The organism is Janthinobacterium sp. Mn2066 (assembly GCF_049319705.1).
Taxonomy (GTDB): domain Bacteria; phylum Pseudomonadota; class Gammaproteobacteria; order Burkholderiales; family Burkholderiaceae_D; genus Janthinobacterium.
In genome coordinates this window covers 58,361-75,102 of the sequence record NZ_JBMOUF010000017.1, presented here as the reverse complement: position 1 = coordinate 75,102, position 16,742 = coordinate 58,361, and the positions used below count along the sequence as shown (strand labels likewise).

The 16,742-nt window shown below is 58.8% G+C and carries 16 protein-coding genes and 1 pseudogene; 10 read left to right on the top strand and 7 right to left on the bottom strand.

The genetic code is table 11. The features are described 5' to 3' along the window. Window positions 1-20: 20 nt before the first annotated feature. The 4 genes and pseudogenes from ACL9RI_RS25825 (at window position 21) to ACL9RI_RS25810 (ending at window position 3,267) form a co-directional block, all read left to right on the top strand. Window positions 21-881 carry a DUF6216 family protein gene (locus ACL9RI_RS25825; RefSeq protein WP_422729332.1) on the top strand — a complete coding sequence of 287 codons (861 nt, stop codon included), beginning with the start codon at window positions 21-23 and terminating at the stop codon, window positions 879-881. A 169-nt stretch (window positions 882-1,050) separates the two neighbouring features. Next, window positions 1,051-1,755, top strand: a pseudogene (locus tag ACL9RI_RS25820) (IS481 family transposase); the annotation flags it as partial. A 288-nt stretch (window positions 1,756-2,043) separates the two neighbouring features. After that, entirely contained in the window at window positions 2,044-2,490 is a 447-nt protein-coding gene (locus ACL9RI_RS25815) for an Rrf2 family transcriptional regulator (RefSeq protein WP_422729331.1), read from the top strand. A gap of 132 nt (window positions 2,491-2,622) precedes the next feature. Next, window positions 2,623-3,267, top strand: coding sequence for an NADPH-dependent F420 reductase (locus ACL9RI_RS25810; RefSeq protein WP_422729330.1), 645 nt, complete (start codon window positions 2,623-2,625; stop codon window positions 3,265-3,267). Between the two features lie 7 nt (window positions 3,268-3,274). Here the strand turns inward: ACL9RI_RS25810 and ACL9RI_RS25805 are convergent, their stop codons facing one another. The 4 genes from ACL9RI_RS25805 to ACL9RI_RS25790 form a co-directional block, all read right to left on the bottom strand. After that, the gene (locus tag ACL9RI_RS25805) at window positions 3,275-4,270 is read right to left on the bottom strand and encodes an AraC family transcriptional regulator ligand-binding domain-containing protein (RefSeq protein ID WP_422729329.1); all 996 of its coding nucleotides are present in this window, start codon (window positions 4,268-4,270) and stop codon (window positions 3,275-3,277) included. Between the two features lie 72 nt (window positions 4,271-4,342). After that, window positions 4,343-4,807: a nuclear transport factor 2 family protein gene (locus ACL9RI_RS25800; protein WP_422729328.1), complete on the bottom strand. Its 465-nt coding sequence runs from the start codon at window positions 4,805-4,807 to the stop codon at window positions 4,343-4,345. Continuing rightward, on the bottom strand, window positions 4,807-6,264 hold the full coding sequence (locus ACL9RI_RS25795; RefSeq protein ID WP_422729327.1) for an aldehyde dehydrogenase family protein: 1,458 nt from the start codon (window positions 6,262-6,264) through the stop codon (window positions 4,807-4,809). The genes ACL9RI_RS25800 and ACL9RI_RS25795 overlap by 1 nt, the downstream gene beginning before the upstream one ends. Window positions 6,265-6,447: 183 nt before the next feature. Beyond that, window positions 6,448-7,371 (bottom strand): LysR family transcriptional regulator, encoded by a 924-nt coding sequence (locus ACL9RI_RS25790; RefSeq protein WP_422729326.1) that lies wholly within the window; start codon window positions 7,369-7,371, stop codon window positions 6,448-6,450. Between the two features lie 211 nt (window positions 7,372-7,582). On the opposite strand from ACL9RI_RS25790, the gene ACL9RI_RS25785 reads away from it, so the two are divergent. Together ACL9RI_RS25785 and ACL9RI_RS25780 are read left to right on the top strand one after the other, a co-directional pair. After that, window positions 7,583-8,332 (top strand): SDR family NAD(P)-dependent oxidoreductase, encoded by a 750-nt coding sequence (locus ACL9RI_RS25785; protein WP_422729325.1) that lies wholly within the window; start codon window positions 7,583-7,585, stop codon window positions 8,330-8,332. 81 nt (window positions 8,333-8,413) lie between these two features. After that, window positions 8,414-8,992, top strand: a complete 579-nt coding sequence (locus tag ACL9RI_RS25780; RefSeq protein ID WP_422729324.1) for a DUF1993 domain-containing protein — start codon at window positions 8,414-8,416, stop codon at window positions 8,990-8,992. A gap of 4 nt (window positions 8,993-8,996) precedes the next feature. On the opposite strand, the gene ACL9RI_RS25775 is transcribed toward ACL9RI_RS25780, so the two are convergent. Next, the gene (locus ACL9RI_RS25775) at window positions 8,997-9,758 is read right to left on the bottom strand and encodes an SDR family NAD(P)-dependent oxidoreductase (protein WP_422729323.1); all 762 of its coding nucleotides are present in this window, start codon (window positions 9,756-9,758) and stop codon (window positions 8,997-8,999) included. A gap of 172 nt (window positions 9,759-9,930) precedes the next feature. On the opposite strand from ACL9RI_RS25775, the gene ACL9RI_RS25770 reads away from it, so the two are divergent. Both ACL9RI_RS25770 and ACL9RI_RS25765 read left to right on the top strand, forming a co-directional pair. After that, entirely contained in the window at window positions 9,931-10,818 is an 888-nt protein-coding gene (locus ACL9RI_RS25770; protein ID WP_422729322.1) for an AraC family transcriptional regulator N-terminal domain-containing protein, read from the top strand. Between the two features lie 146 nt (window positions 10,819-10,964). Next, window positions 10,965-12,125: an AI-2E family transporter gene (locus ACL9RI_RS25765; protein WP_422729321.1), complete on the top strand. Its 1,161-nt coding sequence runs from the start codon at window positions 10,965-10,967 to the stop codon at window positions 12,123-12,125. 9 nt (window positions 12,126-12,134) lie between these two features. On the opposite strand, the gene ACL9RI_RS25760 is transcribed toward ACL9RI_RS25765, so the two are convergent. Beyond that, window positions 12,135-13,838 carry a methyl-accepting chemotaxis protein gene (locus ACL9RI_RS25760; RefSeq protein ID WP_422729320.1) on the bottom strand — a complete coding sequence of 568 codons (1,704 nt, stop codon included), beginning with the start codon at window positions 13,836-13,838 and terminating at the stop codon, window positions 12,135-12,137. Window positions 13,839-14,218: 380 nt separating this feature from the next. Further along, window positions 14,219-15,133 (bottom strand): DMT family transporter, encoded by a 915-nt coding sequence (locus ACL9RI_RS25755; protein WP_422729319.1) that lies wholly within the window; start codon window positions 15,131-15,133, stop codon window positions 14,219-14,221. A 96-nt stretch (window positions 15,134-15,229) separates the two neighbouring features. On the opposite strand from ACL9RI_RS25755, the gene ACL9RI_RS25750 reads away from it, so the two are divergent. Together ACL9RI_RS25750 and ACL9RI_RS25745 are read left to right on the top strand one after the other, a co-directional pair. Beyond that, window positions 15,230-16,036: an AraC family transcriptional regulator gene (locus ACL9RI_RS25750; protein ID WP_422729318.1), complete on the top strand. Its 807-nt coding sequence runs from the start codon at window positions 15,230-15,232 to the stop codon at window positions 16,034-16,036. A gap of 91 nt (window positions 16,037-16,127) precedes the next feature. Then, window positions 16,128-16,727 (top strand): MarC family protein, encoded by a 600-nt coding sequence (locus tag ACL9RI_RS25745; protein ID WP_422729317.1) that lies wholly within the window; start codon window positions 16,128-16,130, stop codon window positions 16,725-16,727. Window positions 16,728-16,742 lie beyond the last annotated feature (15 nt).

Sequence of the window (16,742 nt, the reverse complement as noted above, 5' to 3'; positions counted from 1 at the left end):
AAACAACAAATAAAAAAATTATGGAATCCTTTATTAATTTTATTAGCACGATAGAATTCAAAAATTACGTTGGCATCTTTTATGCTATTCTACTTTTTATTTTCTTGTTTGGACTTGTTTGGCTACGTACAAGATCAACTCATACACTAATGTCAAGACTCTGGAAAATTTCTCATGGCAAATCTGAGTGTACGGATACAGAAATAAAAGAAATCTTAGATGGCCGCTCCGCCTTAATGCAGTTCCGATTCACGACAGGAATCCGTATTCGCCTGCATTCACAAATAAAACCGTTAATCCAATGGGCAAATAAAAATCATGAAGATATTGATGACATTGCCAGATGTGGAACTTTTTTTAACTTGGAAAAACCTGATCTAGAAAGAAAAACGGGAATTGAAAAAGTACTTCTTTTCATCATTCCACCTATCTTATCTTTTTCCTTATTTATAATGTTTATATTTTCAACCGCTACCGCCCTTACTGATCAGGCATTAGTAAATATGAAGGAAAGTGGGAGATGGATTTTAATAAATAAAGATATCGCAAGAAGGATAGATTATTTTTACCTTGTAAATTATAAAACAATCAATAAAGATGATTGCGAGAACATAACTGAAGAAGAAAAATTAAAAACTTCTCTTGGGGAAAAAGATATAAAAATAATTTGTAAACTTCTAAAAGAACAAAATAAGATTGACATTGACTTTCTCAACCAGACCGTGGAAGAACAAAAAATATTTTTTCCTATTTTTGCCTTGATTTTTCTTATCTTCACTGTAATTACAGCCAAATTCATATTAAATTTTTTCAGATCCCTGGCCATGGAAAGCAGATTGAAAAAAATAACAAATACCCCAACCGAAGATTTTTCAATCTAGGGAACCAAAGATTTATTCATCGGGTGTAGTTCCCTGCTGTGGGCCGACCTGAGACAATAACGCTACGTGTTTAGAGTCGTATGATTATGTCCCCTCTTGTAGCTGGCCGCTCTTCAAAACCAGATACATCTACGTAAACTGTTGGACAACCTCAAGCAGCCGCCCTCACATGACCCAAGCATTGCATAGCCGCGCCCGCCCCCACCTGATTCGGGAAGGAATCAAGAACTCCACGCTGTCCCAAGCCAAATTGGCCAGGATATACAACGTCAGCCACCAGACCATTCGCAAGAGGCAGGACCGGGACAGCGGCTGATGCTTCACATCTTCCCAATACGATACACACCACGCTGACACAAGAGCAAGAGTTGGTCGTCATGGAGTTGCGCCGCACGCTGTTATTTCCCATTGTTGACTTGTTGAGCGTCCCCCGCGAGTTCATCAATTCTGCTTGGCCTGCGCCGCCATGACGTCTCCAGCCTGCTCGCACTGGCCGCGCAGGAAGGCGACAAGCCGGTCACCAAGAAGTCTTTCAAGGACTACGAGCCCGGCTTTTTACATATGGATATCAAGTACTTGCCTCAGATGCCAGACGAAACCGAACGCCGTTATCTGTTCGTCGCCATCGTCAAGCTGCTCACCGACCGCTTTACCAGCAAGCAAAAAGATCCGGAAACGGGCGACCGGATTTCCACCGGCAAGCACGCATTTGACGTACTGTGCAAGCGCCTGGCGATCGAGCATCGCTTGATCCCGCCACGCCATCCGCAGACCAACGGCATGGTTGAACGCTTCAATGGCCGCATTAAATAGATTGTCAACCAGACCCGTTCACGTCCAGGATGAGCTTGAATCGACGCTACGCAATGGGGTGAGTTGAATCAACTGGCGTATGCGGGGGTGTTGCGAACTGCTGTTTTATGACGAGTCCGTTTTCAGTCCGAATCCGCCGATTCCGTCTGGTTAGTCGCCGATTGGACAGTCACGTGGCGTGGAGCAGCTGTCGCATAGTTGGACTTAAAAATGCTAAACAGGTTCTTGAGCATACCCAAGGGCCATTGATGGATCAACCAGTATCACAGCTAACACACAGACCCAACAAGAATTGACATGACGATTAATCTGTAATAAAGTCACCGACACACAAACCAATCATCTCACCATGCCTACCAGTACCCGCTTCGCCGTTGCCGTCCATGTCCTCGCTGCGCTAGCCGTGAGTGGCGACAAGCCAATGCGCTCGGAAGACCTTGCGTATTCCGCGAACACGGGTGCCGTGGTTATCCGTGGCTTGCTGTCGCGCCTGAACGATGCAGGGTTGACGCGCTCGCAGCTGGGGGCTGGGGGTGGCGCCATGCTGGCGAAGCCAGCGGCAGAGATCAGGTTGCTGGACGTGTATGCGGCTGTCGAGGATACGGAGCTGTTTTCCGTGCACCGCACGCCTCCGTGTGAAAGCTGCGCTGTCGGCGGCAATATTCTCGATGCGCTGCAGCCTGCACTGGCTCGTGCGCGTGGCGCGCTGGAGGATGAATTGGCAAAAACCACCGTCGCGGATATTGCGCTGGAAGTGTCGCGCCTGGGGAAATTTTCCATCCCATTGATTTGGTGATTTTTTTATTTATAAATGTCGATGTGTCGCAAACACACTATTAATATGCGAACGACACATGCAAAGAACCGCCAGCCTGCAGGGGCGCTGGCGGCTCTTCTTTCCAGCCCCTTACATCCACAGGAGTACATCATGAGTATAGGTATCATTGGCGCAGGCGCCCTGGGTTCCAGCATTGCCCGTCTTCTCGCCAAAAACGGTATTGCCGCTACCATCGCCAACCGCCGCGGTCCGCAATCGCTGGTCTCGCTGGTCCAGGAACTGGGGCCTTCCATCACGGCGGGGACGGTCGAAGAAGCGGCCAGTGCGGATATCGTCTTTCTCGCCGTGCGCTGGGCCGATGCCAGGCAGGCTTTGGCGCACTTGCCGGCCTGGAATGGACGTATCGTGATCGATGGCATCAATCCAGTCGAGTTCCTGGACCCCGATTCGCCGGACGCCAAAGACCCGGCCAATCCGCTGGCCGCTTATGGCATCAAGGCGATCGATCTTGGAGCGCAGCATTCCAGTGAGTTGATCAGCCAATTGCTGCCTGGCGCGCGCGTGGTCAAGGCATACAACCATCTCGACGCGAATGCCTACGCAGAAGCGGAAGCGAACGGCGGCCAGCGCGTGCTGTTTTATTGCGGCGATGACGCAGCGGCCAAGTCGGCAGTGCGGCAATTGATCGAAAGTACGGGTTTCTTCCCGGTGGACCTGGGCACCTTGGACGCGGGAGGCCGATTGGCATCGCTGCCGTTTGGCGCCTTGTCCGCGCATAATTTCATCTGGATTTAAGGGCAGCTCACGCTGCGGCGTTCGCTCGCCACCCCGCCGGCGTCACGCCTTCCCACAGGTGAAACGCCCGGGTGAACGAGTTGACTTCCTCGTAGCCCAGCAAAAAGGCTACTTCGCCTATGCCCAGGCTGGTGGCTTTCAGCAAGCGGCGGGCCGATTGGTGACGCACTTGGTCGAGCAAGTCCTGGTGGGTGGTGCCCAGTTCGCCCAGGCGGCGCTGCAGGGTGCGCACGCTCATGCCGAGCGCCTTGGCGATTTTTGAGATGGCAGGACGTTCGCCAGCCATCGCTTCGACCAGCGCGTCGCGCACGTCATCGACCAGGGTGCGGCTGGCGTCATTGTTCGATAACGCAAGATCGAGCCCCGGCAATAAAATCGCCAGGAATTGGGCATTGCGCTTGACCATGGGCAGCGCCAGCGCGGCTTCGTCGAAGACCATCACGTCGTGCGGGGCGTCGAAGCAGATTTCGCAGCCGAAATGCTGCTGCAGCATGGCTTCGTGCGCGGGCGCACGGGTCAGTTCGATGCGGCGCGGCTTGACGGCGGTATTCGTGCCTTGCTGGGCGACTTTGACGATGCCGGCAAAGATCAGGTCAGTCAACAGCGCTGGCGGCTCTTCATGGGCCAGCAGCCATTGAAAGCGCAAACGTGCTTCGCCTTGCGCAATATCAAGCCAGACTTTTTCCGGACACACCAGGCGCTTGTAGCGGGCCAGGCGCTCCAAGCCTTCACCCAGGGTATTCGAATGCAGGGCGGCCAGCGAGGCCACGTTTTCTTCATCGGTCAGCGCAGCATGCCCCAGCTGCAAGCCCAGGCCGGGGTCGGCGGCGGTTTGTTCGACGGCACGCCACAAGGCGAAAAATTCGGCCGTCGTGCCTTCCGGCCTGGCAACATTAAAGCGCGAGCGCGGCAGTTTTGCCAGGCGCAGGACGGCATCGACATCAAGGCCGGTGTGCGCAAGATGCTCGAACAGCACCATGGGGATGGGGACGCGGTCAGCCATCGCAGGGATCAAAAAAATAGTAGAAAAAGGCCAGCAGCAGCTACAGTAACATGATGCTGCTGACCATCCGGATTAGGCGAGGGGGCGCTCATCCACCCAGTCAACTAATAACTGGCGCTCCGAGAACAGCCAGACGCCATCCGCTTTCACGAAGCTGTCGTGGTAGCGGATCGAGGCGATCATCAGGCGGCGCTTGCCGTCGGCCACCGTCACATGGTGCGCCAGGCAATAGGCCACGCCGGTGGCCTTGTCGCCCGTCAAGGTCAAGATCGTGCTCTGGCCGATGAAGTGGGTGGTGGCGTCGTACTGGTTCAATGCCGCAAACACGGGGGCCAGGTCCTGGCGCGTGTGCAAGTCCATCGATGGCGTCGGGTCCTTGGCGTTCATGAACACCACGAAATGGGTGTCTTCCGTGAACAGGGCCATCTGGCCTTCGGCATCGCGGCGGTCGGCGCAATAGGCGTAGGCTTCGACCAGTTCACGGATGGCCAGGCGATCTGCCGCTTCTGCGGGGGATATGGTGATATGTTTGCTCATTAGAATGCTCCTTTGGCTTCGAGGATGGCGCGTGGTTCAAGGTAAGCTTCAATGCCGTAGCGGCCATATTCGCGGCCGACACCGGAGTGTTTGAATCCGCCCCAGGGCGCTTGCGGATCGTCCGCCATATTATTGATGACAACGCGGCCGGCGCGCAATTGTGTGGCCGCGCGGCGTGCGCGCGGCAAGTCGGTGCCGATCACGGCGGCATGCAAGCCGTAATTGGAATCGTTGGCGATCCGGATCGCGTCTTCGTCCGTGTCGTAGGCAATGATGGCCAGCACGGGGCCGAAGATTTCTTCCTGGGCGATCGTCATCTCGTTTTGTACGTTGACGAAGACGGTCGGTTTCACGAAATAACCGGCTTCAAAACCTTGCGGATGGCCAAGGCCGCCGACCAGCACTTCGGCGCCTTCTTCGATACCCTTGCGGATATATGACTGCACGCGCTCATACTGGTTGAGCGACACCATCGGCCCGATCGCCGTCTTCGGGTCGGCCGGGTTGCCGACGGCAAACGCGCGCATCACTTCTTTCGTGACTTGTCTGACTTCTTCCAGGCGGCGGCGCGGCACCAGCAAACGCGTGCCGGCGGCGCACGCCTGGCCGCTGTTCAGGAAAGCCATGATCAGGGCCGACGGGATCGCCTGGCCCAGCTCGGCGTCGTCCAGCACGATGGTAGGCGACTTGCCGCCCAGTTCCAGGGTGACGCGCTTCATGGTGGCCGCGCCTTCGCGCATGATGTGCTGGCCAACTGCCACCGACCCCGTAAACGAGATCTTGTCCACGTCCGGGTGGCGCACCAGTTCCGCACCGACCACGTCGCCCCGGCCGATTACCACGTTGAGCAAGCCCCTGGGCAAATCGGCTGCGTGCAGCGCTTCGAGCAAGACGCGGGTTTGCAGCGAGCACAATTCGCTGGGCTTGACGACGACGGTACAACCGGCGGCCACGGCCGAGGCCAGTTTCAGGCAAATGAACAGGGCGTTGGCATTCCAGGCGGTAATCAAACCGGCGACGCCGACCGCTTCCTGGGTGACTTTGGTGGTGCCCCAGCTGCTTTCCAGCGGCATGTCTTGCAGGGCGATTTCGGCTGCCTGGAAAGCGTTGATGCCGGCTTCCACGATCAAGCGGGAAAACTGCACCACGCCGCCATATTCTTCCACCATGGCGGCGGTCAGGTCGTCCACGCGCGCCGAGGTGGCGGCATGCAGGCGGCGCAGGATGCGCACGCGCTCTTCCTTGCTGGACTGGCTGTAGCCGGGGAAGGCGCGCCGGGCGGCGGCGATGGCGCGCCGCGTATCTTCCTCGTCGGCCAGGGTGGCGCGGCCGATGACGGCGCGGTCGGTGGGGCGGATGATGTCGACGACTTCACGGCCGTGCGACTCGACGAAAGCGCCGTCGATATAATGGGTGGTGATGGTCTGGATCGTATCTTTTGCAACAGATGTGTTCATGGCTAACCTTTATGGAATGAGGGGCAGCAAAGGGACGATAGCCCCGTAAAGTGAACCCTTCTTGCGGCCCACTGACGGTGGACAGGTCAAGAGTAAAGCTGCTTTACGCCACGCGCCAATCGGATCGCGCCAAAGTTACATCGCATAGTGCCAAACTGCATTGCTGCTTTTTATCTCCCCACATCAAGCGGTAAAGCTGTCGGCGTCCCCCTGGCTAGCCAGCAACTTCTGCAAGGCGCCCTCATTCAGCGATGGCTGGTTTTTGAATGCTTCAGAAAAAAAATCCATGAAAAGGCTGGCCCTGCGCGGCAGCAGCCTGGCGGCAGAATAGACGATCTGGATCGGCACCGGCGGCGGACTGAAGTCCGTCAGCAGCAGCTGCACGTCACCACGGCGCACGGCGTCCTCGAACATCCACAGGGGACCATAACCGATGCCCAGGCCATCGATCACGGCCTGGTACACGCCATCGAGCGTGTTGGACTTCAGGCTGCCCTTGATCGGCACCTCGCCATCGCTGAACAGCCAGGAGGCGCCGGCGGAAAACAGGGTATACGCGATGCAGTTATGCTGCGCCAGGTCTGCCGGCAACTTCGGCGCCGGATTTTTTTGCAGGTAAGCAATGCTGGCGACACACACGCGCTCGGACGCGCCGATACGCCGGGCGCGCAGGTTGCTGTCCTTCAAGGTGCCGATGCGGATGGCCAGGTCGATACCGTCTTCCACCATATCGATGAAGCGGTCGCTGATCTGCACGTCGACTTCCATCCCGGGATGCTGTTCCAGAAATGTTACCACCCACGGCAGCAGCTGGGTGCGGCCCAGGGAAGTGGGGCAACTCACTCTCAGCAAGCCGCCCGGTTTGTCTTCCCCCCTGGCATTGGACTCGGCTTCGGCGATCGCATCGAGCACCTGCCGCACTTCCGCATAGTAGCGCTCGCCTTCCGCCGTCATCGTCAGCTTGCGGGTGGAACGGTGCAGCAGCCGCGTACCGAGATGCTGTTCCAGCGCCGCAATGTTGCGGCTCACATTCGGTTGCCCCGTGCCCAGCTCGCGCGCCACGGCCGAAAAGCTGCCCGTTTCCACCGCCCGTACAAAACATTGCATGAGTAACAGACGATCCAATTGATGCTCCTTTAGCTATAGCTACTGCCACTACCATATGCATTCATGCCTCTGATGCATAGGCATTATACGGCTGGATGGTCTTATCGGCGGCTGGCCCCGCCCCGATACTTGCTTCATGGCTAGCTTGGATGCAAGGCAAACCTGGCCCTCGCAAGCAAGCCCTTCACCTGACCATTAAGGGAGTATCGACATGAGTAATCTTCAAGGTAAAGTCGCCGTCATCACGGGCGGCAGCAGCGGCATCGGCCTGGCAACGGCGCAACGTTTCGTCCAGGAAGGCGCCTACGTCTACATCACGGGCCGCCGCCAGTCGGAGCTGGACAAGGCAGTCGCACTGATCGGCAGCAACGTGACCGCCGTGCAAGGCGACGTCACCAGCCTGCCCGACCTGGACCGCCTGTACGCTACCATCCAGGCCGAAAAAGGCCAGCTGGACATCGTGGTGGCGAACTCCGGCATCGTGGAACCCAAGTCCACCCTTGACGCGAACGAAACGCACTTCGACAAGACCTTCAACATCAATGCCAAGGGCGTGTTCTACACCGTGCAAAAAGCCTTGCCACTGATGGGCAAGGGCGGCGCCATCATCGTGGTCTCGTCTATCGTATCGAGCAAGGGTTTCCCTGGCTACGCCACCTACAGCGCCACCAAGGCGGCCGTACGTTCCTTCGTGCGCACCTGGACCATGGAACTGAAAGAGCGCGGCATCCGCGTCAACACCCTGAGCCCAGGGCCGGTCGACACGCCGATGATCGACAGCCAGGCGGAGACCAAGGAAGGCGCCGACCAGGTGCGCGCCTTCTTCGCTACCCAGGTGCCACTGGGCCGCATGGGCCAAGCGCAGGAAATCGCGGCGGCCGCCCTGTTCCTGGCGTCCGATGAAAGCAGCTTCATCGCCGGTATCGACCTGCCGGTGGACGGCGGCATGGCCCAAGTCTAAGTGTCATCAAGCACTTGCGCCTGACGGTGCAGGTGCTCGACCGCCGGCACTTTCTCAACAAGCAAGATAACAGGAACCATCATGTCCCTCTCCATGTACGATGCCTCCATCCCGGTCTTGATCCGCGGCCTGGGCATCATGTCCCGCTACCTCGACAAGGCGGCAGCCTATGCGGCTGAAAAGAATATTCCCGTCTCGGTGCTGCTGCAGGCGCGCCTGGCGCCGGACATGCTGCCGCTGGCGGGCCAGGTACAACGCGCCAGCGACAATGCCAAGGGGGGCGCGGCCCGCCTGGCCGGGATCGCCGGCCCCAACTTCGCCGATACCGAAACCACGCTCGAAGAATTACAGGAACGCGTGGCCAGGACCGTCGCTTTCCTGGAAACCATCACGCCAGCACAACTGGAAGGCAGCGCCAGCCGCACCAACGAACTGCGCTTTCGCAGCATCAACGGCGTCATGCGCGGCGATGTCTATCTGCTGACATTCTTGCTGCCGAACTTCTTTTTCCACATCACGACGGCACACAACATCCTGCGCCACAACGGCTGCCAGCTCAATAAACGCGACTATATCGGCTCCGATAGCCTGTCCTACGTCAGCCCGCCAGTGACCAGCTTCTTTGGCTGGCAACCCGCCGGCACGGCCACCTTAAAATAAATGCTTACAGATAAGCCCCACCCGACACCTCGATGCGCTGGCCATTGATCCAGCGGTTATCGTCCGACAGCAGCGAGGCGATCATCGGGCCTATGTCGTCGGGCAAGCCGGCGCGGCCCAGGGCTGTTTGCGAGGCCGTGTGGCGGTTGACTTCGGGATTGTCGCGCACGCTGCCGCCGGCAAAATCGGTTTCGATCGCGCCTGGCGCCACGGTGTTGACGCGGATGCCGCGCGCACCCAGCTCCTTGGCCTGGTAGCGCGTCAGCACTTCGACCGCGCCCTTCATCGCCGCGTAAGCGGAAAAACCGGGCAAGGTGAAACGGGCCAGGCCGCTCGATACATTGACGATGCGCCCGCCATCGCTGATCAATGGCAATAATTTTTGCGTCAGGAAATAGACGCCCTTGAAATGGATGTTCATCAGGTGGTCGAAATCGGCCTCGCTGGTCTCGGCAAATGGCGCCCATACGCCCGTGCCGGCGTTGTTGACCAGGTAATCGAAGCGGTCGCAGCCCCAGCCGGCCAAGACGGCCCGGGTTTCTGCGGCAAAGCGGGCGAAGCTGGCAACGTCGCCGCTATCGAGCTGCAACACGGCGGCGCGGCGGCCCAGTGCGCTGATTTCAGCGGCTGCGGCGTCGGCCTCGCCACGGTTTGCATGGTAGGTCAGGATGATATCGACGCCTTTTTTGGCGAGGTGCATCGCAGTATTGCGGCCCAGGCCACGGCTGGCGCCGGTAATCAGGGCAATGTTGGCAGTGTGTGACATGATAGTTTCCTGAAAGAGAAATCGAGGAAACCAGTGTGCGTTTTATCGCCGCGGGCAGGAATCTGCAAAACTCTGAATAACTTGCCTGAAACTCCAAACCGCTTGCGGGCTGGCGCTGCAGCACGTTACGATGGGTGCTCAAAAAACAGTCAACTGTTCACGCACAGCCGCCATGTCTTCCTCCCCGCTCGCCGCCGCCATCACCCGCTATACCGATACCCATGCGGAGACGGGCGGCTTCCATGAAACCGCTATCGCGTCCTTGAAACTGATGCGCATCGGCCAGCATACCTTGCCCAGCTATACGCTCTACACGCCGAACTTGTGCATGACGGTGCAAGGCGCCAAGCAGGTGATGCTCGGCGATACCGTCTTCGATTACGGCCCCATGGAATACCTGGTGGTCAGCGTGGACTTGCCTATTATCGGCAGGGTGACGCAAGGCAGTGCCGATAGACCCTTCCTGGCCTTGATACTCGATATCGACGTGGCGCTGCTGCAAGATGTCGTGCGGCAACTCGATCAAGCGCCGCCAGTCCATGCGCCCAGCAGCCTGGGTATCTTTATCGGCAATTTTTCTGGTCAAGCGGCCGATTGCGCCTTGCGGCTGATGCAGCTGCTGGAACAGCCGCGCGCCATTCCCGTGCTGGCTTCGTCGCTGCTGCGCGAACTGTATTACTGGCTGCTGTGCGGGCCGCAAGGCGAACAATTGCGCCGGCTGGTGGCGCCCAACAGCAACACCCTGCGCATCGCCGAAGCCATCCACGTCATGCGCAAGGAATTTGACCAGCCGATCGGCATCGAGCGGCTGGCGGCGCTGGCCGGCATGAGTCCCTCCTCGTTCCACGCGCATTTCAAGACCATCACCTCGGTGACGCCGCTGCAATATCAAAAACAGCTGCGCCTGCTGCAGGCGCGGCGGCTGCTCGTCACGCGCGCGGCCAACGCCTCGCAGGCCGCCTACCAGGTCGGTTATGAAAGCCCGTCGCAATTCAGCCGTGAATACACACGCATGTTTGGCACGCCACCGAGCCGCGAACCGGCACAGGTATCCAGGTAAATAATTTCCATACCGCATAAGAGCATGGCATTTTATTATTCTGCGGTATGATTTCCGATCGTGCGGCGGTGCCCGATCCCTGCCCTGCCCGCCCCTCACTTCAAGCTCAGCCACGCTTGCGTAGCCATTCTGCCTAAGGAACTTTTATGTTCGGTTTTAACTTGCGTGTCGCCAAGATGGTATGGACGGCTTTCCTGGTCGCCCTGCTGCTGTACCTGACTTACCGTGTTGCATCAACCCTGATCGTGGTGGTGTTTGCGATTTTCTTCAGCTATCTCGTGTATCCGCTGGTCGAGCTGCTGGAACGGTATGGACCGAAGCGCTTGCCGCGCACGGCGGCCATCGGGATCGTGTTTCTGGTCGTTATCTTGCTGGTGGCGATACTGGGTTCCATTTTCGGCACGCGTATCGAGGAAGAAGCAAGCAAACTCAGCGCACAGCTGCCGACCTTGCTCAAAGGCAGCAATTTTGCCGAGCGTATCCCCCTGCCGGAATTCATGGAACCTTTGCGCGCCCGTTTGCTGGCGTTTATCCAGGAACAATTGAGCAGTGGCACGGGACAAGCCATGCCCCTGGCCAAGGAGCTGGGCTTGACGGTGATGCATGCGGCCAGCAACCTGATCTATCTGGTGCTGGTGCCCGTGCTGAGCTTTTTGCTGATCAAGGAAGGCCCGGACATGCGCGACGGCCTGCTGTCGTTGCTGAACCGCCCCAACAAGAAATTATGGGGCGCCATCATCGAAGACCTCGACATCTTGCTGTCGCGCTATGTGCGCGCCTTGCTGCTGCTGTCGATCGCCACCTTCATTTCCTACAGCGTGGCGTTTTCGCTGATGGGCGTACCGTACAGCCTGCTGCTGGCCGGCGCCGCCGCCTTGCTGGAATTCATCCCGTTTGCCGGTCCGCTGGCGGCCGCCATCCTGGCCGTGGTCGTGGCCGGCTTCAGCGGTTTCGACCATGTGTTCTGGCTGATCGGCTTTATCGCCGCCTACCGTCTGTTCCAGGATTATGTGGTCAATCCGTATTTGATGAGCGAAGGCGTGGAAGTGAGTCCGCTGATGGTGATCGTCGGCTTGCTGGCCGGCGACCAGCTCGGCGGCGTGGTCGGCATCTTCCTGTCGGTGCCGGTAATGGCAGCGATCAAGATTGTCTTCGTGCGCGCCCGGGCGGCCTTGCAACTGCGTCATGATGCGATGGAGAAAGCAGAACAGGCGGCGGCAGAAAAACGCGCCAGGGAAGCGGAAAAAGCAGCGGAAAAAGCGGCGGCGCTGCAGGATGCGCCTGGCGCCGCCACGCTGGATCTTTAATTTAATGCATTAAAACTCTTCCCACTCGCCGCTGCTGTCGGCCACCTGTTTGGCAGCACGCGGCCTGACGGCCAGTTTCCTGGCCGGACTTGGCAGCGGCGCGCGCCTGGCCGCTGGCGGCGCTGACGGCGCGGGCGATGTGCGCACCGCAGGCCGCCCGCCATGTCCAGCATCAACTTTAAAGATGCTGACCATGGCCGACAGCGCCGCCGCCTGTTCCTGCATCGCGGCGGACGCAGCGGCCGCTTCTTCCACCAGCGCCGCATTCTGCTGCGTCACGGTATCCATTTCCGCCACGGCCTGGTTGATCTGGCCGATGCCCATTTCCTGCTCGCGGCCCGCAGCGCTGATCTCGGCCATGATGTCCGTCACGCGGCGGATGCTGGCGACGATTTCTTCCATCGTGCTGCCCGTCTGAGTGACCAGCTCGCTACCGGCATCCACGTTCTGCACCGACGCTTCGATGAGCAGCTTGATATCCTTGGCTGCGCTGGCCGAGCGGTGCGCCAGGTTGCGCACTTCGGTGGCCACTACGGCAAAGCCGCGCCCCTGCTCGCCGGCGCGCGCCGCTTCCACCGCCGCGTTCAAGGCCAGGATATTCGTCTGGAAGGCGATGCCATCGATCACGCCGATAATGTCGGCAATCTTTTTCGACGAGGCGCTGATGCTGCCCATGGTGGTGACCACCTGCGCCACCAGTGCGCCGCCCTTGACGGCCACATCCGACGCCGACACGGCCAGCTGATTGGCCTGGCGCGCATTGTCGGAATTCTGCTTGACGGTCGAGGTCAGCTCTTCCAGCGACGAGGCTGTTTCTTCCAGGCTAGACGCTTGCTGTTCCGTGCGGCTGGACAAATCGAGGTTGCCCGAGGCAATTTCATTGCTGGCGGTGGCAATCGCGCCGCTGCCATCGCGCACGCCGCGCACCGTGTTCGACAAACGGTCCTGCATCTGGTGCAAACCGTCCAGTAATTGTCCCATTTCATCGCGGCGCGTGATGACGATGGTATTGGCCAGGTTGCCTTCGGCAATCGCGCCGAAATGGCGCAGGGCTTGCTCCAGCGGGCCGAAAATGGCGCGCAGCAAGAGCACGCTGGAAATCACGATGATCAACAGGCCCGCCACGATGCCGGCAATCGCCAGGCCCACCTGGGTACGGTAGCGGGACTGGCTGTCCGCATACATCTGGGCGGTTGATGTGACCTGGAACTGGGTCAAGGCTTCGGCCGCGTCGTTCAGTGTACGGTAGAGCGACGAGAGGCCGGTCATCATCATGCGGTCTGCCTCTTCGGCCTTGCCTTCACGCAAAGCCTTGTCCAGCACCAGCAAGCCATTGTTGAGGTAATCGAGACGTTTTTTGTCCATATCGTCGGACAAGCGCTTTTCTGCCGGGCTTTGCGGCAAGGCAAGATACACTTTCCATGCCTTGTTCGAGTCTGCGATGAATTGCGTTGCGCGGCCCAGGGTATCCTTGACGTCGCTGCCATCCGGGTGCAATACCACCCGGTCTATCGTGAAGCGGGCACGGCCCAGCGCAATTTGCGATTCGCCGATCGCTTGGGTGGAAGCAAGCTGGTTGGTGTACACCTCGTTCAAGCTGGCATTGGCCGACTTCAGGCTGATGATGCTCATGGCGCCCAGGACAGCGATCAACAGCCCCAGCACGGTCATGGTGACGATCAGGCGCATCTTTATTGTGATTCTGGAGAACATGCAATTTTTCCTAGTGTAAGGGCGCAACCATCCCCGCGTTTCTCCGGCAACAAAGAAACGTCCAATAGACGAGGATGTGAATGACTTGTTCAGGACAAATTCGGTCGATGGAGCGTCTGCGGCAGCAGGGGGGAAGGCGGCCCGCTCAGATCGATAAGGAGAAAAAATTCAGGGTAACGGGGTAGAGGTTGACCCGGTTTTTATTTCCTGATTTCAAGATACAGGGAAAAATTATCAGTAGCAATATCCACAATCAATTTTCACACTTTGTCACCGGAAGCTGATGTTTTTTAAGCAGAATGACGTTCCGGGGTCGTAGCGGAACGCCATTTATGCTATTGAAATCAAAACAGGCTTTCCTCAGCTACATGGCCGGACACTCAAGCAATTCCCGACACGTCCGCACGCCGCGCAAACAGGGGCCGCTGCACCGTTTGCGCCAGCAGCACGCCCAGCAGGGAGATGCCGCCGCCGACCAGGTGATAGCCGTGCATGCTTTCATGTAGCCAGACGATCGCCAGCAATGCCGTCAGGATGGGCAACAGATTGACGTAGATGCTGCAACGGTTGGGTCCCAGCCATTTCACCCCCTGTATCCACAAAAACGATAACACGATGGACGAGCCGATGCCCGCGTAGCCGATCAGCGGCAAGGTGGTGGCGTCGAGCGCAGCCCGGCCCGCTGGCAGCAGCAGGAAAAACGGCAGCATGCACAGCAGGGCGGCCAGCGCCTGGCAATAAATCATTTGCCAGGGCGGCACGGATAAACGCCAGCGGCGCAGCAAGACGCCGTACAGGGCAAAGATCAGGGTCGCCAGCAGCATCAGTGCATCGCCCGCATGCACGCCCTGGTGCAGCAGCGCCAGCACATCGCCGCGTCCGACCAGGTACAGCAAGCCGCCAAACGACAATACGCCGCCGGCCGCCATGCCGACTGTCAGGCGCTCGCCCAGCAGCAGCACGCTGAGGATAGCCGTCATCAACGGCGCCAGCGCCGTGACGATGGCCATATTGGTGGCGGTGGTGCTGTCGGCCGCCCGGTAGGACAAGCTCTGGAACAGCGCCATCGACATCAGGCCGCACACGGCCAGCTGCCACCAGTGGCGCCGCAGCACGGTGCGATTGCGCCATAGCGGGCGGACGATAAACGGCGTCATTATCAGTAGCACCAGCACCAGCCGGTAAAAGGTGATGGCGGTGGGGGCGATGCTGGAAGCGGCCAGCTTGGAGACGATCACGTTGCCGGCCCACAGCAACATGGCAAGAAAGGGGTATATATATGCACGGACAGGCATTGTCAGGCTCCAGGAATAATGGAAAACCATCATGCCGCAACCGTGGTCCGCCTTCTCGCGCTAAGATGTCTGCATCTATCGCAAAAGTGACATATCGTGCAAATTGCTGATTATCAAGTCCTGATCCCCGTCAACACGCGCGCCATGGCGCTGGCTGTTGATTACCCGCACGGTCACGTGATTTCCGTGCACCGGCATACGCATGCGCAATTGATCTACGCCACCGATGGCGTGATGACCATCGAGACGCAGGATGGGCGCTGGGTGGTGCCGCCCACGCGCGGCGTATGGCTGCAGGCGGGCGTGGAACACCAGATCCGCATGAGCGGCGAGGTCAGGATGCGCACGGTGTTCGTCGATTGCGCCCATTCGCCGCTGTTGCCGCGCCATAGCTGCGTGCTGGAGGTCAGCCCCCTGCTGCGCCAGCTGATCCTGGCGGCCATCGATATCGCGCCGGACTTTGCCGAAGGGGGCCGCGACTGGCATCTGCTGCAACTGCTGTTGCATGAACTCGACAGCCTGCCCGTGCTGCCCCTGTATTTGCCGGTGCCCGCCGATCCGCGCCTGCGCAGCGTGTGCAGCCAGTTGCTGGACAAGCCGGGCGAACATGCGACGGTAGAGGACTGGGCCAGCCAGCTGGGCATCACCACGCGCAGCCTGCACCGCTTATTCCAGAAACAAACGGGCATGCGCTTCGGCCACTGGCGCCAGCAAGCCAGGCTGCTGCGGGCGCTGGAGCAGCTGGCGCGCGGCGGCAAGGTGATCGACGTGGCGCTGGACAATGGCTACACCAGCCAGAGCGCGTTTGCCGCCATGTTCAAAAAACATTTTGGCACCACGCCGACGGCGTTTTACCAGCCGACCGCCTCCATCGCCAAAAAAAATGCTGCTATGCATCAATAAACATGGGCGATTGCCGACGCGCTTGATATCATCGCAAGCCTGACGAACCGCACCCATCCGGTGACGGTTTCCCCCTTCTTTCGGCACCAACATGACACAGAATTTCTTCCAGACCTTTATTTTGCTTTTGCTCGTTACTGATCCCTTTGGCAACGTTTCCCTTTTCGTCAACGCCCTGAAACGTGTTCCTGTCGAACGCCGCTGGAAAGTCGTGGTGCGCGAATGCATGATCGCCTTCGGCATCTTGCTGCTGTTTATGTTCTTCGGCCGCCACTTCCTGAAAGCCATGCAATTGTCGGAAATCGCGCTGCGCATCGGCGGCGGCGTGATCCTGTTCCTGATCGCCATGCGCATGGTGTTCCCGCAACCGAGCAATGGCAATAGCGACCACGACATGGCGGGCGAACCGTTCATCGTGCCGCTGGCCATTCCCGCGCTGGCGGGCCCGTCCGCGCTGGCTACCGTGCTGCTGTTTTCCTCGCATGAAGTGAGCGAAGTGGTCGCCCACGTAGCAGGCTTGACGGCCGTAGCCCTGGTCTGGCTGGCCGTCTTCCTGTGCGCCGAACGCCTGCAGCGGGCATTGGGGCCACGCGTGATGACGGCCTTCGAACGCCTGATGGGCTTGATCCTGACGGCGATGGCCATCGAAATGTTGTTGGCCGGCATACGCGCCTTCCTGAAATCCGTCTAGCCTGGTCCAGGGAGC